This window comes from Serratia ficaria (assembly GCF_900187015.1).
Taxonomy (GTDB): Bacteria; Pseudomonadota; Gammaproteobacteria; order Enterobacterales; family Enterobacteriaceae; genus Serratia; species Serratia ficaria.
Genome location: NZ_LT906479.1, coordinates 3,081,896 through 3,105,935 on the forward strand (window position 1 = coordinate 3,081,896; position 24,040 = coordinate 3,105,935).

18 protein-coding genes are annotated in these 24,040 nt (G+C 64.1%); 2 read left to right on the top strand and 16 right to left on the bottom strand.

From position 1 onward, the window contains the following. Positions 1-6: 6 nt before the first annotated feature. From CKW09_RS14620 to chaB, 15 genes are all read right to left on the bottom strand, one after another. Positions 7-2,658 (bottom strand): nitrate reductase, encoded by a 2,652-nt coding sequence (locus CKW09_RS14620; RefSeq protein WP_095097954.1) that lies wholly within the window; start codon positions 2,656-2,658, stop codon positions 7-9. Next, positions 2,655-6,785, bottom strand: a complete 4,131-nt coding sequence (gene nirB, locus CKW09_RS14625; protein ID WP_095097957.1) for a nitrite reductase large subunit NirB — start codon at positions 6,783-6,785, stop codon at positions 2,655-2,657. The genes CKW09_RS14620 and nirB overlap by 4 nt, the downstream gene beginning before the upstream one ends. A gap of 2 nt (positions 6,786-6,787) precedes the next feature. Next, complete coding sequence (locus CKW09_RS14630) at positions 6,788-7,576, bottom strand: ABC transporter ATP-binding protein (protein WP_061794645.1); 789 nt, start codon at positions 7,574-7,576, stop codon at positions 6,788-6,790. Between the two features lie 9 nt (positions 7,577-7,585). Next, complete coding sequence (gene ntrB / locus CKW09_RS14635; RefSeq protein WP_095097960.1) at positions 7,586-8,464, bottom strand: nitrate ABC transporter permease; 879 nt, start codon at positions 8,462-8,464, stop codon at positions 7,586-7,588. Next, positions 8,461-9,732, bottom strand: a complete 1,272-nt coding sequence (locus tag CKW09_RS14640; RefSeq protein ID WP_061794769.1) for a CmpA/NrtA family ABC transporter substrate-binding protein — start codon at positions 9,730-9,732, stop codon at positions 8,461-8,463. The genes ntrB and CKW09_RS14640 overlap by 4 nt, the downstream gene beginning before the upstream one ends. Before the next feature lie 270 nt (positions 9,733-10,002). Next, positions 10,003-11,283, bottom strand: a complete 1,281-nt coding sequence (locus CKW09_RS14645) for a nitrate regulatory protein (protein WP_095097963.1) — start codon at positions 11,281-11,283, stop codon at positions 10,003-10,005. Between the two features lie 52 nt (positions 11,284-11,335). Then, complete coding sequence (locus tag CKW09_RS14650; protein WP_095097966.1) at positions 11,336-12,922, bottom strand: ABC transporter substrate-binding protein; 1,587 nt, start codon at positions 12,920-12,922, stop codon at positions 11,336-11,338. Positions 12,923-13,061: 139 nt separating this feature from the next. Further along, the gene (locus CKW09_RS14655) at positions 13,062-13,733 is read right to left on the bottom strand and encodes an ABC transporter ATP-binding protein (protein WP_095097969.1); all 672 of its coding nucleotides are present in this window, start codon (positions 13,731-13,733) and stop codon (positions 13,062-13,064) included. Then, complete coding sequence (locus CKW09_RS14660; protein WP_061794650.1) at positions 13,730-14,572, bottom strand: ABC transporter ATP-binding protein; 843 nt, start codon at positions 14,570-14,572, stop codon at positions 13,730-13,732. Before CKW09_RS14660 ends, CKW09_RS14655 begins: the two co-directional genes overlap by 4 nt. After that, positions 14,562-15,431 carry an ABC transporter permease gene (locus CKW09_RS14665; RefSeq protein WP_061794651.1) on the bottom strand — a complete coding sequence of 290 codons (870 nt, stop codon included), beginning with the start codon at positions 15,429-15,431 and terminating at the stop codon, positions 14,562-14,564. The genes CKW09_RS14660 and CKW09_RS14665 overlap by 11 nt, the downstream gene beginning before the upstream one ends. Beyond that, positions 15,428-16,441 (bottom strand): ABC transporter permease, encoded by a 1,014-nt coding sequence (locus CKW09_RS14670; RefSeq protein ID WP_095100167.1) that lies wholly within the window; start codon positions 16,439-16,441, stop codon positions 15,428-15,430. Before CKW09_RS14670 ends, CKW09_RS14665 begins: the two co-directional genes overlap by 4 nt. A 16-nt stretch (positions 16,442-16,457) precedes the next feature. Beyond that, positions 16,458-18,026, bottom strand: coding sequence for an ABC transporter substrate-binding protein (locus tag CKW09_RS14675; RefSeq protein WP_095097972.1), 1,569 nt, complete (start codon positions 18,024-18,026; stop codon positions 16,458-16,460). Between the two features lie 176 nt (positions 18,027-18,202). Next, complete coding sequence (cbl, locus tag CKW09_RS14680; RefSeq protein WP_061794654.1) at positions 18,203-19,156, bottom strand: HTH-type transcriptional regulator Cbl; 954 nt, start codon at positions 19,154-19,156, stop codon at positions 18,203-18,205. Positions 19,157-19,460: 304 nt separating this feature from the next. Further along, positions 19,461-20,156 carry a gamma-glutamylcyclotransferase gene (locus CKW09_RS14685; RefSeq protein ID WP_061794655.1) on the bottom strand — a complete coding sequence of 232 codons (696 nt, stop codon included), beginning with the start codon at positions 20,154-20,156 and terminating at the stop codon, positions 19,461-19,463. A gap of 255 nt (positions 20,157-20,411) precedes the next feature. Continuing rightward, on the bottom strand, positions 20,412-20,639 hold the full coding sequence (gene chaB, locus CKW09_RS14690; protein ID WP_061794656.1) for a putative cation transport regulator ChaB: 228 nt from the start codon (positions 20,637-20,639) through the stop codon (positions 20,412-20,414). Between the two features lie 129 nt (positions 20,640-20,768). Here chaB and CKW09_RS14695 point away from each other — a divergent pair, with 129 nt between their 5' ends. Together CKW09_RS14695 and chaA are read left to right on the top strand one after the other, a co-directional pair. After that, positions 20,769-21,587 carry a siderophore-interacting protein gene (locus CKW09_RS14695; protein WP_095097975.1) on the top strand — a complete coding sequence of 273 codons (819 nt, stop codon included), beginning with the start codon at positions 20,769-20,771 and terminating at the stop codon, positions 21,585-21,587. 295 nt (positions 21,588-21,882) lie between these two features. Continuing rightward, on the top strand, positions 21,883-22,983 hold the full coding sequence (gene chaA, locus CKW09_RS14700) for a sodium-potassium/proton antiporter ChaA (protein WP_061794658.1): 1,101 nt from the start codon (positions 21,883-21,885) through the stop codon (positions 22,981-22,983). 33 nt (positions 22,984-23,016) lie between these two features. Here chaA and lpxO read toward each other — a convergent pair whose 3' ends face one another. Continuing rightward, on the bottom strand, positions 23,017-23,919 hold the full coding sequence (lpxO, locus tag CKW09_RS14705) for a lipid A hydroxylase LpxO (protein WP_061794659.1): 903 nt from the start codon (positions 23,917-23,919) through the stop codon (positions 23,017-23,019). Positions 23,920-24,040: the final 121 nt, after the last annotated feature.

Here is a 24,040-nt window from a genome sequence, read left to right on the forward strand (position 1 = left end):
TCTCCGTTACGCCACCCGGCGAGATGCGTGCTGTTGAATCAGTTTTTTCAGCTCCGGCAAGCAGGAGCCGCAGTTGGTGCCGCACTGCAGACGTTCGCCCAGGGCCGCGGCGCTGTGGCAGCCTTCGGCGATCGCCGCGATGATGCGCTTTTCCCCCACGCCGAAGCAGCTGCAAATCGTCGCCCCGGCCGCCGGCCGATCCGCGGCTCCGCGCCCCGCCAGCAGCGCCAGCCGCGGCGCCCCGGGCGCGGGCGGTTGTTCAAACGCCTGCAAAATCGACGATCTTTCCAGCTCCGGCGCGCCTCGCCCGACATAAAATGCCAGCGCCACCCGCCCCTGCAGCCAGCCGATCGCGTGGAAGCCGTGCTGCGCCAGCTGCGCGGTCTGCAGCGTCAGTTCGTCCGCCGGGAAATGCCGCAGCAGCCAGCGGCGCCAGTCGTCGACCGGCGACGCGCCCGCCATGATGTAATGCGTTGCCCCCTCCTGCGTGACCCGGCTCCAGTAAATGCCCGCCGGCGCAGGGGCTTCGGCGCGCAGAAATATTTCCGCCTGCCAGGCCGTGCGCCAGCGGCTGACCCGAACCGGCGCGTGCTTGCTTTCCGGCTGCCCGGAATCGGGATCCACCACCGGCGGGATCAGACTGTCGACCCGCCCCTGGGCGGTGAACTGGCCATTCCAGTGCATCGGCGCGAACAGGCTGCCGCGCTGTTGCCCCGGATTGATCTGCGCGCGCGCCAGCATCCAGCCATGGGGGGTGTCGAGCCGTACCAGGCACCGATGGTCGATGCCCAACGGTGCGGCATCCTGCGGATGTATTTCGCAGAAGGGCTCGCTCAGATGGCGCATCAGCCGCGCCGCCTTGCCGGTGCGGGTCATGGTATGCCACTGGTCGCGAATGCGCCCGGTGTTGAGCACCAGCGGATAGGCGGCCGACGGCGCATTTTTCGGCAGCTGCGGCGCGATCGGCAACAGCCGCGCCTTGCCGTCGGCATGAAAGAAACGGCCGTCGGCAAACAGGCGGCGACAGCCCGCCGGATGTTGCGCATTGACCGGCCACTGCACCGGCGCCATGCGGTACCACTGCGCCGGCGTCAGCGTCGCCAGCCCGCTGATGTCGAAGGCGCGCGTTCCCTGATTTTCAAACCCCGACAGCGCCGCATGCTCGGCGAAAATCTCCGCCGGATGGCGATAGGCGAAGGCGGCGCCGTGCCCCATGCGCTGCGCCACCTGGCTGAGGATCCACCAGTCGGCCCGCGCCTCGCCCGGCGCCGGCAAAAACGCCCTCTGGCGCGAAATGCAACGCTCGGAATTGGTCACGCTGCCCTCTTTCTCTCCCCAGGCCAGCGCCGGCAGGCGAATATGCGCCAGCTCCGCGGTGTCGGTAGCGGCCATCACCTCCGACACCACCACCAGCGGGCAGCGCTTCAGCGCCTGCCTTACCGCATCGGCGTCCGGCAGCGACACCGCCGGGTTGGTGCCCATGATCCACACCGCCTTGACCTGGCCGGAAGCTATCGCCTGAAACAGCTCGACCGCGTTCAGCCCCGGCTGACGGGCGATATGCGGCGCCTGCCAGAAGCGCCGCACCCGATCGGTATCCGATGCGCTGAATCCCATGTGCGCCGCCAGCTGGTTGGCCAGCCCGCCGACCTCGCGGCCGCCCATGGCGTTGGGTTGGCCGGTGATCGAAAACGGGCCGCAGCCGGCCTTGCCGATACGGCCGCCCGCCAGATGCAGATTGATGATCGCATTGCATTTATCCGCGCCGCTGGAAGACTGGTTGATGCCCATCGAGTACAGCGTCAGCCAGTTGTCCGCCTCGCTCAACAGGTCGAAAAAGGCCGTCACTGCCGCCATCGGCAGCCGACAAAACTCCGCCACCCGCTCCGGCGGCCATTGCGCCGCGCTCGCCAGCGTCGCCTCCGCGCCCTCGGCGTGCCGGCGCAAAAACCGCCGATCCAGGCCGTCATGCCGCGCCAGCCAATGCAGCGCGCCATTGAACAGCGCCGCGTCGCTGCCGGGACGCAGCGCCAGATGCAGGTCGGCGATGTCGCAGGTCGCCGTTTCGCGCGGGTCGATCACTACCACCCGCATCTGCGGCCGCTGCTGGCGCGCTTTCACCAGCCGCTGATACACCACCGGATGCGCCCAGGCGGTGTTCGAACCGGTCAGGATCACCAGGTCCGCCAGTTCGATGTCCTGATAGCTGCACGGCACCGCATCGCCGCCGAACGCCCGCTTGTAGCCCACCACCGCCGACGCCATGCACAGCCGGGAGTTGGTGTCGATATTGGCCGCGCCGATGAAGCCCTTCATCAGCTTGTTGGCCACGTAGTAATCCTCGGTCAGCAGTTGGCCGGAGGCGTAAAACGCCACCGCCTGCGGCCCGTGTTGTTCGATAACCTGGCCAAAGCGCTGCGCCACCTGCTCCAGCGCCTCGTCCCAGCCGGCGCGTCGGCCGTCGATCTGCGGATGCAGCAAGCGCCCCGCCAGATCCAGCGTTTCCCCCAGCGCGCTGCCCTTGACGCACAGTCGCCCCTGATTGGCCGGATGCTGCGCGTCGCCGCTGACCGCCAGCGCGCCGTCGGCCCGCCGCTCGAGGGTCACCCCACAGCCGACGCCGCAGTAGGGACAGGTAGTGCAATGGCCGGCGCTCATGATGAGGCTCCGCTGGTTTGCCGCAGCCCGGGCTGAACCGCCAGCGGTTGGCTGCACACCCACACCCGGCCGGATTCCACCCGCACCGGCCAGGCGGTGACGCCCGGTTCGCCGCTGTCCACGCAGACGCCGTCGCGCAGGCGAAAACGCTGTTTGTACAGGGGGGATATCACCACGGGTTCGCCCGCCACGTCGCCCACCAGCCCGCGCGCCAGCACGTTGGCGTCGCTGTCTGGCTCGCGGTTGGCCAGCGCGTAAACCCCGTGCTCAGGCAGATGAAACAGCGCAATCTGCTGCTGCCCCAGGCGCGCGGCGACGCCGGCGTTGGCGGGAATATCGGCCAGTAAGCACACCTCTTGCCACTGCGCTTCCTGGCTGATAACCGGGATGGCCTCCGCCCGCAGGCCGGCGGGCCGATGCTGGCCGCGCTCCGGCAGCCAGGCGATCGCTTCATCCGGCTGCTCGCTGTTGACGAAGCCGCGGAACAGCTTCAGCCGATCCGGGCTGGCGAGCGTGGTTTGCCACTCGCACTGGTAGCTGGCGACCACCGACTGCATCTCCTTTTCCAGTTCGGCGGCGATGCCCAGGCTGTCTTCCAGCACCACCTGGCGCAGGTAGTCCAGCCCGCCTTCCAGATTATCCATCCAGCTGCTGGTGCGCTGCAGACGGTCGGCGGTGCGAATGTAGAACATCAGAAAGCGGTCGATGGTGCGGATCAGCGTGGCGGTATCGAGATCGCTGGCGAACAGGTCGGCATGGCGCGGCTTCATGCCGCCGTTGCCGCACAGATACAGGTTCCAGCCCTTGTCGGTGGCGATCACCCCGACGTCCTTGCTCTGCGCCTCGGCGCACTCGCGGGTGCAACCGGACACCGCCATTTTGAGCTTGTGCGGCGAGCGCAGCCCCTTGTAGCGGTTCTCCAGCGCGATCGCCAGCGCGGTCGAGTCCTGCACGCCGTAGCGGCACCAGCTGGAGCCGACGCAGGACTTCACCGTACGCAGCGACTTGCCGTAGGCGTGGCCGGTCTCGAACCCGGCCGCCACCAGCTGCCGCCAGATGTCCGGCAGCTGCTCCAGCCTGGCGCCGAACATGTCGACCCGCTGGCCGCCGGTGATTTTGGTGTACAGCCGATAACGCTGGGCGATTTGCCCGATGGCGATCAGGCCTTCCGGCGTGATCTCGCCGGCGGGCACCCGCGGCACCACCGAATAGGTGCCGTCCTTTTGAATATTGGCGAAGAAACGGTCGTTGGTGTCCTGCAGCGGCAAATGCTGCGGTTTCAGCAGATATTCGTTCCAGCAGGACGCCAGAATGGAACCGATCAGCGGTTTGCAAACCTCGCAGCCCCGCCCCTGACCGTGGCGCGCCAGCAGGTCGTCGAAGGTGCGAATATCGCCGACGCGCACCAGGTGATACAGCGCCTGGCGCGAGTAGGCAAAGTGTTCGCAAACGTCCTTTTTCACCGTCACGCCGCGCTGCTGCAGCGCGTGTTCCATGACCTGTTTTACCAACGCCGCGCAGCCGCCGCAGCCGGTGCCGGCTTTGGTGCAGCTTTTCACCGCCGCCAAATCGCCGCAGCCCTGTTCCACCGCGCAGCTGATGTCGCCCTTGCTGACGTTATGGCAAGAGCAGATCTGCGCGCTCGCCGGCAGCGCCGACACGCCCAGCGCTTTGGGCGCCGCGCCGGCCGAAGCCGGCAGGATCAGGCTTTCCGGGCTGGCGGGCAGCGGCAAATCGTTCAGCATCATCTGCAGCAGGTCGCCGTACTCGCCGCTGTCGCCCACCAGCACCGCGCCCAGCAACCGCTGGCCGGCGGCGTCGACCACCAGCTTCTTGTACACCTCCGCCGGGCCGTCGACCCAGCTGTAGCTCTGGCTGCCGGCGGTATGCCCGTGCGCGTCGCCGATCGACGCCACCTCAACGCCCAGCAACTTCAGCTTGGTGCTCATGTCCGCGCCGCAGAATACGCTTTCCCGCCCGGCCAGCCGATCCGCCAGGGTGCGCGCCATCTGGTAGCCCGGCGCCACCAGCCCGAAAATCTGGCCGTTCCATAATGCGCACTCGCCGATGGCGTAGATGGCCTCGTCCTCGGTGCGGCACTGGCTGTCTATCACGATGCCGCCGCGCGGCCCGACCTCGAGGCCGGCCTCTCGCGCCAGCTGGTCACGCGGGCGAATGCCGGCGGAAAACAGGATAAGATCCGCCTCCAGGCTTTCTCCATCGGCGAAATTCATGCTGTGACGCCGTAACAAACCGTCGCCGATGGCCTGCGTCTGCTTGCCGGTATGCACGCTGACGCCCAGCGCCTCGATTTTTCTGCGCAGCATCGCCGCGCCGCCGTCATCCAGCTGCACGCCCATCAGCCGTGGAGCGAACTCCACCACGTGGGTTTTCAACCCTAGCTGGCGCAACGCATTGGCGGCTTCCAGCCCCAGCAGGCCGCCGCCGACCACCACCCCGACGCCGGCGCTCTGCGCGCATTCGGCGATCGCCGCCAGATCGTCCAGCGTGCGGTAAACCAGGCAGCCGGGGCGATCGTTGCCCGGGATCGGCGGCACAAACGGATAGGAGCCGGTGGCCAGCACCAGGCGATCATAGGCCGTCTCGCGCCCTGCGGCGTCGATTACGCAGCGCCGCCGGCGATCGATGGCGCATACCGACTGCCCCAAACGCAGTTCTATGCCGTAACGTTCGAAGAAGCCCTCTTCCGCCATCGCCAGCGAATCGGCGCTTCGGCCGGAGAAAAACTCCGACAGATGCACGCGATCGTAGGCCGCTACCGATTCCTCGCAGAACACCAGGATGTGAAACTGCAGGTGCAGCTCGCGCGCCACCAGTTGCTCCAGGAAGTGCTGCCCTACCATGCCGTGACCGGCAACCACCAAAACGGGTTTGTTCATCTCAGTTATCCTCTCGCCGGACGCCTGCGGCGCCGCGGGTTCGCTGCTGCCAAACAGCAGCTCGGCGGGGTGATTCACCGGCTGACCGAGCTGCTGCAGATAAAGGGGGCCGTCCTGGGCGTCGCCGTAGAGCAACGCCCCGCACAGCACGCCGTCGCGCATCAATAACCGGCGATAGTGCTGCGCCAGCGGATCCTCCGCGCTGTGAATTTCACTGCGCGCATCCGCCATGACCTCGCCGGCGCTGAACATCTCAATGCCGCTGACCTTCAGCCGCAGCGGCTGCGGCGCCGGGGCGTAAGCCTCCGCCGGCTCGCCGGCCAGCTGCCGCGCCAGCAACGCCGCCTGCTGCCAGCAGGGCGCCACCAGCCCCGGGACGGCGTCGCCAAACTGCGCGCACTCCCCCAAGGCGAAGATGGCCGGATCGGCGGTGCGCATCCTGTCGTCGATGCGCACGCCGCGCGCGCATTCCAGGCCGGCGGCCTGCGCCAGGCCGATCTCCGGCCGCACCCCGATGGCGATCACCGCCAGATCGCACGGCAGTTCATCGCCGTCGCTCAGGCTGACGCCGCTCAGCGCCCCCTGCCCGAGAAACCGGCTGACTTCGCAGCCCAGCCGGCAAACAATGCCGCGCTGCTGCAGGTTGCGCTGCAGCATCCGGCCGGCGACGGCGTCCAGCTGGCGCTCCATCAGGTGCGCGCCGCGGTGAACCAGGCTGACGCGCATGCCGCGCCGCGCCAGCGCTGCCGCCGCCTCAATGCCCAGCACGCCGCCGCCCAGCACCAGCGCCGGTCGCCCCGCGGCGCAGCGGCTGAGCATCGCCTCGACGTCGTCGAGGGTGCGAAACCCGTGCACGCCCGCCAATTCGCAGCCCGGCAGCGGCGGCATCAGCGGCCGCGAGCCGGTCGCCAGCACCAGCAGGTCATAGCCCAGTCGCCGTCGGGCGGTAGTCACCCGCTTTTTGCGCCGGTCCAGCGCCAACGCCGGCTCCCCCGCCAGCAGCCGCACGCCATGCCGCAGATACCAGCCGGCATCGTGCAGCACCGTCTCGCTGAATGCCTTCTCCCCCGCCAGCACCGGCGACAGCAGAATGCGGTTGTAGTTGCCGCGCGGCTCTTCGCCGATCACCGTAATGGCGTAGCGCTGCGGCGCCAGCCGGCAGAGCGTCTCCACCAGCCGCATGCCGGCCATGCCGTTGCCGATCACCACCAGTCGCTGGCGCGTCATGCTCAGGCCGCCTTCGCATGTTTTTCGTACAGGAACTTCAGCACCTGCCGGCGGTAGTGGTGGTAGTCGGCGTCGTCCGCCAACGCCACTCTGGAACGCGGCCGCGGCAGCTCGACCCGCAGAATTTCCCCCACCGTGGCCGCCGGGCCGTTGGTCATCATCATCACCCGATCGGACAGCAGCACCGCTTCATCCACATCGTGGGTAATCAGCACGATGGTGGTGTGCAGCCGTTGCTGGATCGCCATCACCGCATCCTGCAGGTGGGCGCGGGTCAGCGCGTCCAGCGCGCCGAACGGTTCATCCATCAGCAGCACCTTGGGTTTCATCGCCAGCGCCCGGGCGATGCCGACGCGCTGCTTCATGCCGCCGGAGATCTCGTGCGGCCGTTTGTGCAGCGCGTGGCTCATGTGCACCAGCGCCAGGTTGTGCTCAATCCAGTCGCGCATTTCCGCGCGGTTCATCTGCCGGCGGAACACCTGATGCACCGCCAGCGCCACGTTCTCGTAGGTGGTCAGCCACGGCAGCAGCGAATGGTTCTGGAACACCACGCCGCGCTCCGGCCCCGGCCCGGCGATCTGCTGGTTATCGCACAGCAGCACGCCGTCGCTCGGCGGGGTCAGGCCGGCGATCAGATTCAACAGCGTGGATTTACCGCAGCCGGAGTGGCCGATCAGGCTGACGGTTTCTCCGGCCTGAATATCGAAGCTCACGCGGTCCAGCGCGACGAACTCGCCCTGCGGGGTGGCGAAGCGCTGGCTGACGTTTTGGACCTGAATGATCGGTTTCATGGCGACTCCTTAATGACTCTGATAGCTAAAGCGTTTTGCCAACAGCATCAGCCCCTGTTCGAGCAGCAGCCCGACCACGCCGATCACCAGGATGGCGATGATGATGTTTTCCACGTTGAGGTTGTTCCACTCATTCCAGATCCAGAAGCCGATGCCGACGCCGCCGGTGAGCATTTCCGCCGCCACGATCACCAGCCAGGCGATGCCGATCGACAGCCGCACGCCGGTCAGCACGTAAGGCAGCACCGCCGGGAACAGGATTTTGCGCATCACCGTCCACTCGGACAGCTTCAGCACCCGCGCCACGTTGAGGTAATCCTGCGGGATGCGCGCGACGCCTTCCGCGGTGTTGAGGATCATCGGCCAGATAGAGCAGATGAAAATGGTCCAGGTGGAGGCCGGCTCGGCACGCTGGAACAGCAGCAGGCCAATCGGCAGCCAGGCCAGCGGACTGACCGGCCGCAGCAGCGAGATGATCGGGTTCAGCATCTGCGCCAGAAAGGCGAAACGCCCCAGCAGAAAGCCGGCCGGGATGCCGACCAGCGCGGCCAGGCCGAAGCCGGTGGCGACGCGCTGCAGCGAGGCCAGCACGTTCCAGCCGATGCCCTGGTCGTTCGGCCCGGCGGAATAGAACGGGTCGGCGAACAGCGTCAGCGCCGCCCGCCAGGTCGCCAGCGGCGTCGGAAACCCCTGGCTGTTGAGCGCGGCGATTTGCCAGACGGCCAGAACCAGCACCAGGCCGAGAACGGCGGGCACCGTGCGGCGAAAGCCGCGCTGCAACAGCGGGCGCCAGCGCGGCTTGCGCGCCGGCCTGGGCGGCGCCTTCAGCGGCACCACTTCGGCGGTGGCCGGCGCAGACAGGTCGAGACGTTCAGCGAGATTTTTCATGATTTGGCTCCGCGCATTAGAGTGAAACTCCTGGCGTACTCCGCCGGGTTGCTGCCGTCCCAGCGCTTGCCGTCCAGCAGGGTGCTGGCGCGCATATCGCCGCCGGGCAGGTTTACCCCGCCCACCGCGCTGGCCGCCTGCTGGTAGATATCGGTGCGGTTGATGCTGCGCGCCACCGCCAGATAGTCCGGCTCGGCCTCCAGCAGGCCCCAGCGGCGATGCTGGGTCAGGAACCACATGCCGTCGGACAGGTAGGGGTAGCTCACTTCGCCGTCGTGGAAGAAACGCATCGCGTGCGCGTCCTGCCAGGATTTGCCCAGGCCGTTCTGGTACTGGCCGAGCATGCGGCCGGTAATGGTCTCCGGTTTGGTGTTGATATAGGCGCGCCCCGCCACCACCTGCGCGGTCTCCCGCCGGTTGGCGTCCGACGCGTCGATCCAGCGCGCCGCCTCCAGCACCGCGGCGGTCAACGCGCGCGCGCCGTTGGGGTTGGCTTTCACCCAATCGCCGGTGGTGCCCAACACCTTCTCCGGATGATCGGGCCAAATATCCTGCGTGGTGGCGGCGGTAAAGCCGATATTTTCGGCAATGGCGCGCTGGTTCCACGGTTCGCCGACGCAGAAACCGCTCATGTTGCCGATCTTCATGTTCATCACCATCTGCGGCGGCGGCACCACGACGTTGCGCACGTCGTCGAACGGATGGATGCCGGCGTTGGCCAGCCAGTAATACAGCCACATGGCGTGGGTGCCGGTCGGAAAGGTCTGGGCGAAGGTGTAGGTGCCCTTGGCGCTGGCGTCGATGTGCTTTTTCAGGCTGGCGCCGTCGGTGACGCCGGCCTGTTTGAACTGGTTGGAAAGCGTGATCGCCTGGCCGTTGTTGTTGAGCGTCATCAACACCGCCATGTCGTGCCGCGGCCCGGCGACGCCCAGTTGCAGACCGTAGACCATGCCGTACAGCACGTGCGCCGCGTCCAATTCGCCGGACAGCAGCTTGTCGCGCACCGCGGCCCAGCTGGCCTCCTTGCTGGGAATGATTTTGATGCCGTATTTCTCATCAAACTTTTTCACCGCCGCCATCACCACCGACGCGCAGTCGGTCAGGGGGATAAACCCCACGCGGATCTCTTTCTTCTCCGGCGCATCGGAACCCGCGGCCCAGGCGGCATTCATCAGGCCCGGCAACAGCAGGCTGCCGCCCAACGCCGCGCCGCCGGCTAAAAAACGGCGGCGCGACAGCCTCAGCTCAGGGTGTTTGGTGTGCGTCATCAGCAAGTCCTTCAGTCAGGCGTAAAAATAAAAAAAGGCGTCCCATCAGCACATTCCACCGTTGGGGTGAACATGCTGAAAGGACGCCTTTATCCGAATCATGCTAGCGACCGACCGCCATTGGCCGGGTCACGCCTGTATTAATGCAGCTTGCATGCCAACTCTGTCGGCGGCGTATTTTCCCGCGGTTGCGCGCGGCGGCCCGCCATCTGCCGGCCCCGCTTGCACAACCGCAAGGCAGAAACTGCACTGAGTGTGTGCATATACTCCTTAGGGAGTATCTTCCGCCTGCGGCAAAATATCGGCCACCGCCAGCATCGCCTCGGCGATGTCGATCAAGCGCCGGTTCTGGTTCATCGCCATCTTGCGCAGCAGGCCATGCGCCTGTTGTTCCGTCAGGCCGCGGTGCTGCATCAGCAGCCCTTTGGCCCGTTCAACCTGTTTACGCTCGTGCAGGGTGGCGTGCGCGCTGGCCAGCTCCGCCGACAGCGCTTGCAGCCGCTGCGACTGCTGGCGGATCATCTCCATCATCGAACGCCCGAGGTACGGATTGATGCCTTCCCCCAGCAGCGGGGCGGCATCGCCCGCAGGGGCGGCGACGAATACCGCGTAGCTGTCCTGCGCCGGCGGCGGCGCCCAGGCGGCGTGATCCTGCGCCAGCGCGCGCTGCGCTTCATCCAGGCTGCGGCGACAGCCGGCCATCAGCGCCTCCTCCAGCCGATCTTCAATCTGTTTCATCAGGTCAATGCGCGCGCTGGTGATGTCGAACCAACGCAGGCTGGTGTCGAGCGGATCGCTCAGCTGCCGCTGGGTGCAGGCGATACGCCGCAGCCGTTCGAACTCGCGCGGGTCCTGCCGCTGCATCCGCGCCCACTGCGCCAGCGTCGCGGCGTCGGCAAAGTCGCGAAAGGTGTCGAAACAACGCTCTTGCCCCTCGATCAACGCCAGCAGCCGCTGCTGGTCCTGTTCGCTGAAGCGCATCGACGCAAACCCCGCCGCGCCGATCGCCCGCTCTTGCCCGGCCAGCTCCTTGCCTTGCATAAAGCTGAACATGGCGATCAGCGCCCGCGCCATCGCCGGCTCAACGCAGGCATCCGCCGCCTCGAACACCAGCGCCAGCAGGCTGTGAATGATGTTGTTGAAGGTGCTCATCGCCGCCGGCTGTGAAATCTGCCGCTGCCGCACCTGCGGGCGCAGCGCCGGCAGCGCGGTGAGATGGTGCAGCGCGCAGGCGATGCGATTGAACAACCGACTGGCGCCGGCCAGCGGCGTACTGGCGGCGTCGAGCTGCGCCAACAGACGCTGCACCGCCAGCTCCGCCTGTTCCACCTCCTGCGCCCGGCCGGCCAGCCGCTCGCCGAACATCGCGCCCTGCGAACACAGGTAGATATTGACGCTGCCGCGTTCGCGCTGCAGCACATGGATCAGTTGGCTCACCCGGCCGACCAGTTGCCCCATCTGCAGCAGCTGTTGCAGTACGGTAATTTCACAGCGTTTGGACGCCAGCAAAAAATCGCCGGCGCTCGGCGGAAAGGCGCTAGTGCGGCTCATGAGGATCCCCGTTGCGGTAAATGAACGGATCCTGCAAAAGCCGTGCCGTGCCTTATTTACTCACCTTGTCCAGATACAGCATGCTGTTGGCGATATCCACCCTGGCGTCCCTGACGTTGTCGCGCAGCGCCACCAGCGTTTGCCCCTGCAGCGCCACCACATAAGGCGAGCTGGCCTGCAGTTCACGCTGCAGCACGCCATAGCGCGCGCTGCGTTTGGCGGCGTCGCCCTCCGCCGCCGCCGCGCGGGTTTCGGCGCTGATCGCCGGTATCGTCCATTGGGTGCGCCAGGCCAGGGTTTTCGGCCCGTTCGGCACGTTGTAGGCGAAGGCGCTGGCGTTGGTGTTGGGGTCCAGGTAGTCGGCGCCCCAGTAGGTGAAGATCGCCTGGAAATCCCGGCTGCGCATCCTGCCCCACAGGTCGCTTTCCACCACCGGATGAATATCCAGCTGCAGCCCGGCTTTGGCGAAGCTGGCCTGCAGCGCCTGCGCGATATCGGTGTACGGCGGCTGGTTGATGACGATCAGATCGAGGCGGGTGCCTTCGGCAATGCCGGCGTCATGCAGGATCCGTTTGGCCTTTGCCACATCAAGCTTAAAGGGTTGATCGGCGATGGCGCCGTCCAGCCCCTGCGGCAAGAAGGCCTGATGCACCCGGTATTGCCCCTTCAGCAGCCGATCGGCGATCGCCTGATAGTCCACCAGCCAACGCGCCGCCTGCCATAGCGCCGGCTTGCCCAGCGCCGGGTTCTGCTTGCTGCCGGTATTGAAGCCGAGATAATACACCTTGGGCGAGTCCTGTTGCTCGATGCGCACGCCCCGCGCCTTGCGCAGCGATTCGAACTGATCGGCGCCCAGATCGTAGGCCACGTCGGCATCGCCTTTCAGCAGCAGCAACCTGCGGGTGCCGGCGTCGCTGACGTTCTTCAGCAGCACCGTCTTCAGCTTCGCCCGCGGCTGTGCGCGATCGTTGCGGCTGAGCAACAGCACCTCGTGCGGCACATAGTTGCTGACGCGGTAGGGGCCGCTGCCGGCGGAATGGTTGCGCAGCCAGCCGTTGCCGTAGTCGCCTTGCTGCGCATGCTCGCTCAGCAACTTTTCATCGACGATCGAGGCCACCGGCGCGGTCAGCAGCCGCAGCGCCAGTTCGCTGCCGATATTCGCCGGCCAGCTTAGCTGCAGCTGGTTGTCCCCCAGTTTTTTCAGCTGGCTTTCCACGTTGGCCGGCGTCCAGCCAAACTCGCCGAGGATGAACGACGGCGCCTTGTTCAGCTTCACCGCGCGCGCCAGCGAGAAAATGACGTCTTCGGGGCGCAGCGGATTGCCGGAGGCAAAGCGCTGGTCAGCTTTCAGGGTGAAAATCAGGCTGTGGCCGTCCGCCCCCGCCTGCCAGCTGCCGGCCGCATCCGGCGCCAGCGTTTGCGGCGCAGCGCGATCCGGCGCCAACAGGCGCTGATACAGGTTGACCAGGTTGGCCGAGCTGACGGTTTCGAAGCTTTCGGCCGGATCGAGGCTGATAATGCCTTCCAGCGAGCCGGCCACCACCAGCGTATCCTTTGGCGTAGCGGCCTGCGCGCCGAGGCTGGCCGCCAGCAGGCTGCACAGCAGGCTGCACAGCAGGGTTGGGATTAGCCTTTTCATCGATGCACTCTCCAGAATCACGCGGTTGCGCTATTTTTCGAGTGTATGAGGCGAGCGTTAGCAGAAGAACCACTATAAATTGCTTTATTTATTACGCAGATGAATATACCCGCCGCAGGACGCGGCGGGTGAAAGCGCCTCAGCGCAGTATGCGGCCATGCGCCATCGCCACCGAACGATCGCACATGTGATCGATCACATCGGCATCGTGGCTGACCAGGATCAGGGTCAGATCCCCCGCCTGCTTCAGCTCGTTAAGCAGGTTGAGGATCTCCGCCTGCACCGACATGTCCAGCGCCGAAGTCGGTTCGTCCAGCAGCAACAGCTTCGGCTTCAGCAACAGGGCGCGCACAATAGCCACCCGCTGGCGCTGGCCGCCGGACAGCTGATGCGGGTAGCGCTCCAGCAGGCGCGGATCCAGCCCGACCTGGCGAAAGCCCTCGCCGATTTTGCGTTCGATATCGCGTTCCTTCAGCAGCTTCAGCGGCTCCGCCAGCGTACGCAACAGCCGATGCTTGGGGTGCAGCGAAGCGTAAGGGTCCTGGAACACCATTTGCACCTCGCGCCGCAGCGCGCCGGTAAACGGCCGCCCCGGCTGCAGTTGCCGCCCCAGCAGCTCAAACCCGCCCTGCCAGCTGTCGTTCAGCCCGGCCAGCACCCACAGCAGCGATGATTTGCCGCAGCCGGAAGGCCCCACCAGCCCGAAACATTCGCCCTGCTCGATCCGCAGGTCGACGTCGTGCACCACGGTGCGCAATTCATAGCCCTGGCGGTGGCTGACGCTCAGGTTTTCCAGCGCAATGACGCTCATTTCAGGGTCTCCAGCAGGGCGCGATCCAATACCGGCAGCGGTTTGCCGCGGGTCTCCCGACTCGGCCGGCACGACCACAGGGTGCGGGTATAAGGGTGGGTCGCCTGCGCCAGCCGGTCCGCCGGCAGCTGATCCAGCAATTCCCCCCGGTACATCACCAGCACCCGTTCGCAGTGGTGCGCCACCTGCTGCAGATCGTGACTGATCAGGATCAGCCCCATATTGCGCTGCTCAACCAAATTTTGAATCAGCTGCAATACCTGATCGCGCATCTGGTGATCGAGCGCCGACGTCGGTTCGTCGGCAATCAGCAGTTGCGGATCGTTGATCAGCGCGATGGCCAGCATCACCCGCTGGCCCATGCCGCCGGACAGCTGGTGCGGGTAGCGCTTGCTCAACGCCGCCGGATCCGGCAACCCCACCGCCGCCAGCATGTCCAATACCTTCTCGCGCCGCTCGGCGCGGCTCAGGCGCGCATGCAGCACCAAAGGCTCCGCGACCTGGCGACCAATCGGCTGATTGGGATTCAGCGCATGCTTGGGATCCTGCATCACCATCGCCACTTTATCGCCGCGCAGCCGGCTCCACTGGCGTTCGTTCAGCCGCGCCAGATCGGCGCCGCCGAGCGTCAAACGCCGCGCCTGCAGCTGCAGCGGCGCGGGCAGCAACCCCATCAGCGCGCGGGCGGTCAGCGACTTGCCGGAGCCGGACTCGCCCACCAGCGCCAGCCGCTCTTGCCCCATGCTGAAAGAGATGTTTTTCACCAGCGCCACCGGCTGCGGCGCCGGTAGCCGTATTGAGAGTTGTTCAACGGTCAACAGCCGGTTTTCAATGCCCATGACGAGGATCCATTTTATCGCGCAGGCCATCGCCCAGCAGGTTAAAGGCCAGGCTGGCGAACAAGATCGCCCCGCCCGGTGCGGCGGCGACCCACCACTGGTCGAAAATCACTTTGCTGCCCTCGGCCACCATCGAGCCCCATTCGGCGGTCGGCGGCGCCACGCCCATGCCGAGAAAGCCCAGGCCGGCGGCGGACAATATAATGCCGCCCAGGCTCAACGCCGCGCGCACCACCGCGCTCGGCAGGCACAGCGGCAGAATGTGGCCGCCCATCAGCCGCAGGCCGCCGATGCCTTGCATGCGCGCCGCCGCCAGGTAGTCGCTGCGGCGCAGCGCCAGCGTTTCGGCGCGCGACTGGCGGGCGAAGGCCGGCCAACTGGTCAGGGCCAGCGCCAGCGCGCCGTTCATCAGGCCGGGGCCCAGCACCGCGACAAACGCCAGCGCGATCACCAGGCTGGGCAGCGACAGGAAAATGTCGGTCACGCGCATCAGGATGCGCTCCACCCAGCCGCCGAGATAACCGGCGCTGATGCCCACCAGCAGGCCGATCGGAATGGTCAGCAGCAGGATCAGCGACACCAGTATCAGCGTTGGCCGCGCCCCGTAGATGACCCGTGACAGCAGGTCGCGGCCGAAGCCGTCGGTTCCCAGCCAGTGCTCGGCGGAGGGCGGCAACAGCCGCAGCTCGATGTGCTGCAGGTTGGGATCGAAAGGCGCCAGCCACGGGGCCAGCAGCGCGGTGAGGATCAGGACAGCCACCAGCGCCGCGCCCAGCGTCAGCGTGGTCAGTCGGCCGCCGGCGCGATAGCCGGCGCTCGGCTCGCTCTGGGGTTCATGTTCGGAAAGATATTGGCTCATCGGGTTCGCGGGTCCACTAAATAGGTCAGGGCATCGGCCAGCGCGTTAAGCAGCACGAAGCAGGCGCCGATCAGCAGGGTGGCGCCAAGGATGGCCGGCGTGTCGGCGGCAAACAGCGCCGAGGTCAGGTAACGCCCCACGCCCGGCCAGGCGAATACCGTTTCGGTCAGCACCGCGCCCTCCAGCAGGCTGGCGTAAGACAGCGACAGCACGGTGATCAGCGTGCCGAGCACGTTGGGAAACACATGCCGCAGCAGAATGCGCAGGCGGCCGGCCCCCTTGGAACGCGCCAGCGTGACGTACTCCTTGTTGCACTCCTCCAACATCGCCGCACGCAGCAGCCGGGTTATGCCGGCCATCGACAGCAGCGCCAGCGCCACCACCGGCAGCCACAGGTGGCCGATGGCGTTATAGAACATGTCGCGATCGCCGGACAGCCAGCTGTCGATCAGCACAAAGCCGCTGCGCGGCTCGATGCTGTACAGGTAAATGTCGTCCAGCCGCCCCGGCCCCGCCGACCAGTGCAGCGTGGCGTAAAACAGCAGCAAACCCAGCAGGCTGAGCCAGAAGATCGGCACCGAATAGCCGATCAACGACAACAGCCGCGCGGCGTTGTCCAGCCAGCTGCCCGGTTTGAGCACCGCCAGAAACGCCAGCGTAATGCCGCCGAAGGCGCCGAGAATAATCGCACAGGTCGCCAGCTCCACCGTCGCCGGGAAGGTGCGCAACAGGTCGCTCAGCACCGGCTGGGCGGTAATGCGCGAAATGCCCATGTCGCCCTGCGCCAGATGCGCCAGATAGCGCCAGAACTGCACCGGCAGCGGCTGATCCAGCCCCAGATCGTGGCGCACCTGCGCGTAGGTGGCCTCGCTGGCGTGGTCGCCCGCCACCTGCAGCGCCGGATCGATCGGCGCCAGGTGCGAGAGCATGAAGGTGAACAGCAGCAGACCGAGCAACGTCAGCGCCAGCGACAGCGCACCGCCGAACAGCCGGCCGCCCCGGCGGCGGATGAAGACGCGGGGGCCATTACTTGCTGACCTTGCTGTAGAACACCATGTCCGGGTTGATGCCCTGTTGGTAACCTTTGAGATTGTCGCGCACCGCAATCAGGCTGCGCGCCTGCAGACCGATGACGAACGGCGAGCTGCGCTGCACCTCTTTTTGCAGTTGCTGATAGTCGGCGACCCGCCTGGCGGCGTCATTTTCCGCCGTGGCGGCCAGCGTCAGTTTGCTCAGCGCCGGGATCTGCCAGTTGGCGCGCCAGGCCAGCGTTTTGCTGCCGTCTTCCGGGTTGTAGGCAAAGGCGGCGGCGTTGGTGTTGGGATCGAAGTAGTCCGGCCCCCAGGAGGTCAGGGTGGCGTCGTAGTTGAGGGTCTTGACCTTGGTCGACACCTGCGAACTGATGCCCGGCACCAGCTCCACCTTCACCCCGCCCTGGGCGAAGCTGGCCTGCAGCGCCTGGGCGATGTCCAGGTACGGCGGCTGGTTGTTGACGTCCAGGCGGAAGCTGACGTTACTCAACCCGGCCTTGGCCAGGATCTCTTTGGCCTTTTGCGGGTTGAAACTGTACGGCTGGTCTTTCAGCGCGCCGAGATAGCCTTCGGGCAGAAACGCCTGGTGGCTCTGGAACTGGCCTTTCAGCAGGTCGTCGGCGATGCCCTTGTAATCGAACAGCCAGCGCGCCGCCTCCCAGAACGCCGGGTTGCCGAGCGCCGGCGAGGCTTTGGCGTTGAACTGCAGGTAATACAGCGAGGCGTACGGGATAGCCAGCGGTTTCACCCCCGGCTTGCCCTTCAGCGCCGCCATCTGGTCCGCGCCCAGGTTGCGCGCGATGTCGGCGTCGCCCTGCTCGACCAGCAGGCGGCGCGCGGCCGGATCCGGCACGTTCTTGATCAGAATGGTTTTCAGCGTCGGCGCGCCTTCCGGCGAACCCGGGTTGGCGTCCAGCACCACCACTTCGTGCGGCACATAGGTGCGGATCTTGTAGGGGCCGCTGCCGGCGGAGTGGCTGTTCAGCCACTGGTGGCCCAGGTCATCCCCCTGCCGGTGCGCCAACGCTTCTTTGGCGTCGACAATCGACGACACCGGCGCCGACAGCAGGCTCAGCACGAAGGCCGGGCTGACGTTCTCGCTCCAGCTCACTTTGACGCGGTGATCGTCCAGCTTGGTCAGATGCTGGTCGACGTTTTTGGCGTTCCAGCCCAGCTGGGTCAGGATAAACGACGGCTCCAGATTCAGCTTCACCACCCGGGATAGCGAGAAAATCACGTCCTCCGGCCGCAGCGGGTTGCCGCTGGCGAATTTGGCGTCCGGACGCAGGCTGAAGGTCAGGCTGCGGTTGTCGCTGCCGGCCTGCCAGCTGGCGGCCAACGTCGGTTTGAGATCGATCGGGTTTTGCGGATCCGACTGAATCAAGCGTTGATAGAGGCTGTTGAACGACTGCACCGTGGTTAACTCGAATCCCTGGGCCGGGTCGAAACTGACCACGTCATCGATAGACTGGGCAACCACCAGCGTATTGGCCGGGGTGGCCGCCTGCGCGTTGACACTGGCCGCCACGGCCAAAAACAGCAAAGAAGGGGCGAACGCTTTCATCGGAAACTCTCCAAGCGGATGGAATTTATAGTAATTTCGCGAGTGTATGTGAGCGCGATCGGCAGGCGAAGGTACTTAAATAACTATAGATATTCTTTTTGCGTATATAGATGGGGTTTTGATTATTAGCTGCGCATGAGGAGGAGCGAACGGCAGGCGACCCTGCCGTGCTGAAGCTAGATTTGGTAGTCGATCACCGCATCCAGCTGGGAAGAGAATACCTTATCCTTGATTTCGCTCAGCGACAGCGTCGGGTTGCACAGCTGGATAAATTGCCAGGCATAGTTACGCTGTAACTGGCTGCGTTTCAGCCCCAACCATACGGTGTTGGGTTCGAACAGGTGCTCGGCATTGAGGCTGACCAGCCCGCGATCGCGCTCTTTTTCGTATGACATGTCCGCCAGCACGCCGACGCCCAGCCCCAGCTCAACGTAGGTTTTAATCACGTCGGAATCCTGCGCGCTCAATGCGATGTCGGGCGTCAGCCCCGCCGCCTTGAAAGCGGCGTCCAGCTTCGAACGGCCGGTGATGCCCTGCCGATAGGTGATCAGCGGCAGCGTGCTGAGCATCTCCAGCGTGACCTGCGGCTGGCGCGTCAGCTCGTGCCCTTCCGGCACCAAAATGGTGTGATGCCAGCGGTAGTAAGGAAATGCCGCCAGCGATTCGTCGCTCATCAGGCGCTCGCTGGCGATGCCGATGTCGGCTTCGCCGGAGGCCAGCATTGACACGATCTCCTCCGGGCTGCCCTGATTCAGCACCACCCTCACCCGCGGATACAGCGCGCGGAATTCCTTGATCACCCCCGGCAGGCTGTAACGCGCCTGGGTGTGGGTAGTGGCGATATGCAGCTGCCCCGAGTCGTTGCTGCTGAATACGTCCGCCAGCCGGCGAATATTATTGGCGTCGTTCAGAATGCGCTCCGCCACCACCAGCAGCTCCTTGCCCGGCTCGGTCATGCCCAACAGGCGTTTTCCGCGCCGGATGAATATCTCAATGCCCAACTCTTCTTCCAGCTCGCGAATATGGCGGCTGACGCCAGACTGTGAGGTAAATAAGGTATTGGCGACCTCGGTCAGGTTGTAGTTGCAGCGCGCCGATTCTCGAATAATTTTTAATTGTTGAAAGTTCATCCCCGTCTTCCTTTCTTGCAATAGCGTTAACTGCATTGATACGGAGTCAGGCGGACAGGAACAAATAAGAAATAACCTTTACTTATGCATTTTAATGCTAAGTGAATTTTTCACCGCGGTGAATTAGCTGTTTCTCCGGCTGATAATTATCTAATGGCTTTAGAATTAACGAGATAAGTACCCACTCTAAAGAAAGGGATTAATAAGTACTGCAAAATAAAGTTATTAAATATAGGCATTAGATATATAAACGACAGGGGCTCAGCACGCTGAGCCCCTGGATAAACCCGGCCGCCGCAACACATCAGGCGGTGGCTTCGCCGCCGATCGGGCCGGCGGTATTCTGCTGCAGCCATTGCCGCACATAGCTGACCAGGTCACCGATGCAGTCGTCCTGCATGCCGTGGTTCTTCAGTTCGTTATCCAGCGCGAACAGGTATTGGGCGTTGGTGCCCAGCGGCCCGCTGGCGCTGGCGATCAAAGGCGCGATCACCTGATGACTGGTATCTTCTTCGAACAGCGGATGTTGAGGGTTCATGACGAACGCCAGCGCGCTGACCACTTCGCCGTCGGCCAGCCGCAGATCGCACCAGGTCGGCAGATAGCAGCCGGTCACCATTTCGCGCTTCCACAACAGCTCCAGCTCTTCACGCAGCTTGGCCTCCGGCAGGCGAAACGCCAGGCCGGTGGTCTGGCCGCCCTCTTTCAGCGCCAGCATGCGCCCCGGCTGATGCAGCGTGCCGCGGCCGGCGGTCAGCCGCATGCAGAACGCCCGGTGCCAGCCCTGCAGCGTGGCGGGCCGCACCTCTTCGGATTCGAATACCGGGTTCCACATCAGCGAGCCGTAACCGAATATCCACACCGGGCGATTGCCCGGACGGCGCGATAACGTGCAATCCAACGAGGCCGCACGCTGTTCCGGCGTCAGTAACAATGACTCCTCGATAGCGCCGAATGCCGTTTTGCAGTCTGCTTTTTGCAGAAAATCTCGCGTTAACACCTTTACATCCTCCCGGGAATACGATTTCTCGCATGCCCTCGCCACCACGGCGCCTTTGCAATTTTATTTATTGGTTCGGAAATTTATTAATTCACTAGCCATTGCTAATAAGAATGACATTATTCTTTTCTCGATGGGCGATCAAGTTTCAAACGGGTTTTAAAGTGAAAAAGTATTTGTACTGAGCAGCAATAATATTAATTGCCGCGGCGAACGGGCCATTTCACCGGCGCGCGAACGCGCCGGTCGAAGGGGTTACTTTTTGTGCCAGCGGTCATCGTCGCCTTTGCGATAGCTTTGTTTTACCGCCGCCCAGGCCACCTTATGCGCCGTTTCCTCGCGGCTGTCATCGCCGCGCCGGTCATCGGCATCGCGGTACTGCTGCCAGGCGCTGTTAAACGCTTCCTTATAGATTTCCTGCGCATGCTCCGGCAGCACGTGCTTCACATTGTCCGGCAAGGCGCTCCTGCTGTGGTACGGCATCACATTCCTCCCGTTGCTGGTGAATGAACCTTAAGTTTAGGCGATGCCGCCGCGGGCCTCAATTGGCAAACAATTCTCATTATCAAACGACATGTTATACTCGCGGCAAACGAACATAAGGAGATCCCCGTGACTACCGAAGCCCCTCGCTCACGCGCCCCCTACCTGATTGCCGTCAGCGCCATTCAAGATATTACGCCGCACCTGCGCCGCATCACCTTCAGCGCGCCCGACTTACGCTATTACCCGGCCAACGCCGCCGCCGCGCATATCAAGGTGTTTTTGCCGCAGCCAGGCCAGGAGCGCCCCGACCTGCCGACCCTGACCGAAAACGGCCCGCGCTGGGCCGCCGATGCGCTGCGCCCGATCGTGCGCACCTATTCTATTCGCGCCGTGCGCCCGGAGCAGGAAGAGGTCGACATCGAATTCGCCCTGCACGACCACAACGGCCCGGCGGTTGAGTTTGCCCGCAACGCCAGGGCCGGCGACAAAATCGGCATCAGCAACCCCGGCGGCCCCAAACCGATGTTACCGGAAGCCGATTTCTACTGCCTGGCCGCCGATCCCTCTTCGCTGCCCGCGCTGGCCGCGCTGCTGGAAGCTTTGCCGGCGCATGCGGCAGGCCACGCGTTCATCCGCGTTGACAGCGCCGCCGACGTCATCGACCTGCACAAGCCCGCCGGCGTCGAGCTGAGCTGGATCATCGGCGGCACCGAGAAAACCGGCGACCTGATCGGCCAATTCCGCGCCCTGACGCCGCCGCAGGCGGAAACCCATTTTTGGCTGGCCGGCGAAGATCGCCTGGTGGTGGAGCTGCGCCGTTACCTGCGCCGCGAGCGCCAATGCGATCGTAATCGCCTTTATGCCGTGCCTTATTGGCGTGAGGGGTTAAATGAAGAGGGTTATCACAATAAGCGGCATGAAATCATGGACAACATTGATGACTGAGGCCAATTTTTCTTTGATTAACCATGGGATAAGCAAGTAAACACGACATTTCTCGCCATTAGCCAGAAAAAATCATGTTATTGCGTAAAAGTAAGTAAATAAAACCGCATCCCTTGCGGTTTTTTTGTTACCCTGATCACATAAAGCAAGCAATTGCTTTCTCAGTTTAAAAACAACATCACATCAACGCTGCGGGTGTATCCTATTATAAAATACTTACTGGATACGCAGAGTTGCCGTTTCGCGGCAGCCGGCGATGACGGGACCACGCTGTTTGAGAAGGAGTACCACACCCATGAAGTCGCAACACGATCCTGGCCGATCCAAATCCCGCCACACCGAGTATTCCCTGATTTTTCCCATCGCCGCGCTGATCGTGTTGAATCTGTGGGGCACCACCGGCAACTTCCCGCTGATCGTCGGCATCAACATCATCGCCCTGATCGGTATCCTCAGCAGCGCATTCAGCGTGGTGCGCCACGCCGACGTGCTGGCGCATCGCCTGGGTGAACCCTACGGCTCGCTGATCCTCAGCCTGTCGGTGGTGATCCTCGAAGTCAGCCTGATCTCGGCGCTGATGGCGACCGGCGACGCCGCTCCGGCGCTGATGCGCGACACGCTCTACTCGATTATCATGATCGTCAGCGCCGGCCTGGTGGGCGTTGCGCTGTTGCTCGGCGGCCGCAAATTCGCCACCCAGTACGTCAATCTCGGCGGCATCAAACAATACCTGATGGCCATCTTCCCGCTGGCGGTGATTGTGCTGGTGTTTCCCAGCGCGCTGCCGGGCGGCAACTTCAGCACCGGCCAGGCGCTGTTGGTGGCGCTGATCTCCGCCGCCATGTACGGCGTGTTTCTGGTGATCCAAACCAAGACCCACCAGAGCCTGTTCGTCTATGAACACGAAGATGACGACGGTGACCCGCATCACGGCAAACCCTCGTCGCACAGCAGCGCCTGGCACGCCGTCTGGCTGGTGGTTCACCTGATCGCGGTTATCGCGGTGACCAAATTCAACGCCAACCCGTTGGAAGGGTTGCTGACCAGGGTGAACGCCCCAGCGCAATTCACCGGTTTCCTGGTGGCGCTGCTGATCCTGTCGCCGGAAGGCCTGGGCGCCCTGCGGGCGGTATTGAACAATCAGGTGCAGCGCGCCATGAACCTGTTCTTCGGCTCGGTGCTGGCGACCATTTCCCTGACGGTGCCGGCAGTCACCATCATCGCCACCCTGACCGGCCAGACGCTGATCTTCGGCCTGCAGACGCCGCATATCGTGGTGATGCTGACGGTGCTGCTGCTGTGCCAGCTGTCGTTCTCCACCGGCCGCACCAACGTGCTGAACGGCACCGCCCACCTGGCGCTGTTCGCCGCCTACATGATGACGATATTCGCCTGATCAACAAGGGGCGCTTACCGCGCCCCTTTTGCTTTAGACCGAGAAGAAAATCGCCGCGGCGATCCCGCCGAACAAAATCCATTTAATGATGTAATAACCGGTGCGGTTCCACGCCTTCAACCGCTTGCCCAGCTTGCGTATCGCATAGATGTACTTGAACAGCTTATTGACGCCGCCGGTGCGATCGCCCTCTTCGTTCGGCGCGGTGGCGGCGCTCATCAGATGGCGCCCCAGCCAATGGTTGACCGCCTGCGCCCAGCGGTAACGCATCGGCCGTTCGATATCGCAGAACAGGATCAAGCGATTTTTCCCGCTCTGGTTTTCCGCATAGTGCAGGTAGGTTTCATCAAACATCACGCCCTCGCCGTCGCGCCAGCTGTAACGTTCGCCGTCGACCTCGATAAAGCAGCGATCGTCGTTCGGCGTAATCAGGCCCAGGTGATAACGCAGCGAACCGGCATAGGGATCGCGGTGACGCGGCAAGCGGCTGCCGTCCGGCAGTTCGGCGAACATCGCCGCCTTGACCGAAGGCAGGCTGCGCAGCAGCGCGGTGGTTTGCGGGCACAGGGTCATCGCCGACGGGTGGCTGTCTTCGTACCATTTCAGATAGAAACGCTTCCAGCCGGTCTTGAAAAACGAGTTGAAGCCCGCGTCGTTGAACTGATCCGACGCTTTGATCTGCCGGATCTCCATCAGCCGTTGCCCTTCGTCGCGGATGCTTTGCCAGTTATCGCGCAGCACCTTTAGCTCGGGAAATTGTTCCGGCTGCAGATACGGCGTGGTCGGCGCGCGCGAGAACAGATACATAAAGACGTTGAGCGGCGCGGTAAAGGTGGAATGATCGGACAGCTGCCGCCAAAAGTTATAGCGAATCCGGCCGCGGTAATGAACATAGACAACGCATAAAATAAATAAGATCAGGATAATATATTTCATGATTGCATCGCATCAAAGAACCCAACGCTCTGTGCGCCGGCGCGGCGCACACCCCAGAAATGTCCTTTTGGCGGTAAACGACGTCTGCCTGCCAATCTGGAACCCACTAATCATTAACGCT

Excerpts from the sequence above, each read along its gene's own strand:
- CKW09_RS14620 (WP_095097954.1), bottom strand. The coding sequence starts at position 2,658 with ATGAGCGCCGGCCATTGCACTACCTGTCCCTACTGCGGCGTCGGCTGT.
- nirB (WP_095097957.1), bottom strand. The coding sequence starts at position 6,785 with ATGACGCGCCAGCGACTGGTGGTGATCGGCAACGGCATGGCCGGCATG.
- CKW09_RS14630 (WP_061794645.1), bottom strand. The coding sequence starts at position 7,576 with ATGAAACCGATCATTCAGGTCCAAAACGTCAGCCAGCGCTTCGCCACC.
- ntrB (WP_095097960.1), bottom strand. The coding sequence starts at position 8,464 with ATGAAAAATCTCGCTGAACGTCTCGACCTGTCTGCGCCGGCCACCGCC.
- CKW09_RS14640 (WP_061794769.1), bottom strand. The coding sequence starts at position 9,732 with ATGACGCACACCAAACACCCTGAGCTGAGGCTGTCGCGCCGCCGTTTT.
- CKW09_RS14645 (WP_095097963.1), bottom strand. The coding sequence starts at position 11,283 with ATGAGCCGCACTAGCGCCTTTCCGCCGAGCGCCGGCGATTTTTTGCTG.
- CKW09_RS14650 (WP_095097966.1), bottom strand. The coding sequence starts at position 12,922 with ATGAAAAGGCTAATCCCAACCCTGCTGTGCAGCCTGCTGTGCAGCCTG.
- CKW09_RS14655 (WP_095097969.1), bottom strand. The coding sequence starts at position 13,733 with ATGAGCGTCATTGCGCTGGAAAACCTGAGCGTCAGCCACCGCCAGGGC.
- CKW09_RS14660 (WP_061794650.1), bottom strand. The coding sequence starts at position 14,572 with ATGGGCATTGAAAACCGGCTGTTGACCGTTGAACAACTCTCAATACGG.
- CKW09_RS14665 (WP_061794651.1), bottom strand. The coding sequence starts at position 15,431 with ATGAGCCAATATCTTTCCGAACATGAACCCCAGAGCGAGCCGAGCGCC.
- CKW09_RS14675 (WP_095097972.1), bottom strand. The coding sequence starts at position 18,026 with ATGAAAGCGTTCGCCCCTTCTTTGCTGTTTTTGGCCGTGGCGGCCAGT.
- cbl (WP_061794654.1), bottom strand. The coding sequence starts at position 19,156 with ATGAACTTTCAACAATTAAAAATTATTCGAGAATCGGCGCGCTGCAAC.
- chaB (WP_061794656.1), bottom strand. The coding sequence starts at position 20,639 with ATGCCGTACCACAGCAGGAGCGCCTTGCCGGACAATGTGAAGCACGTG.
- chaA (WP_061794658.1), top strand. The coding sequence starts at position 21,883 with ATGAAGTCGCAACACGATCCTGGCCGATCCAAATCCCGCCACACCGAG.
- lpxO (WP_061794659.1), bottom strand. The coding sequence starts at position 23,919 with ATGAAATATATTATCCTGATCTTATTTATTTTATGCGTTGTCTATGTT.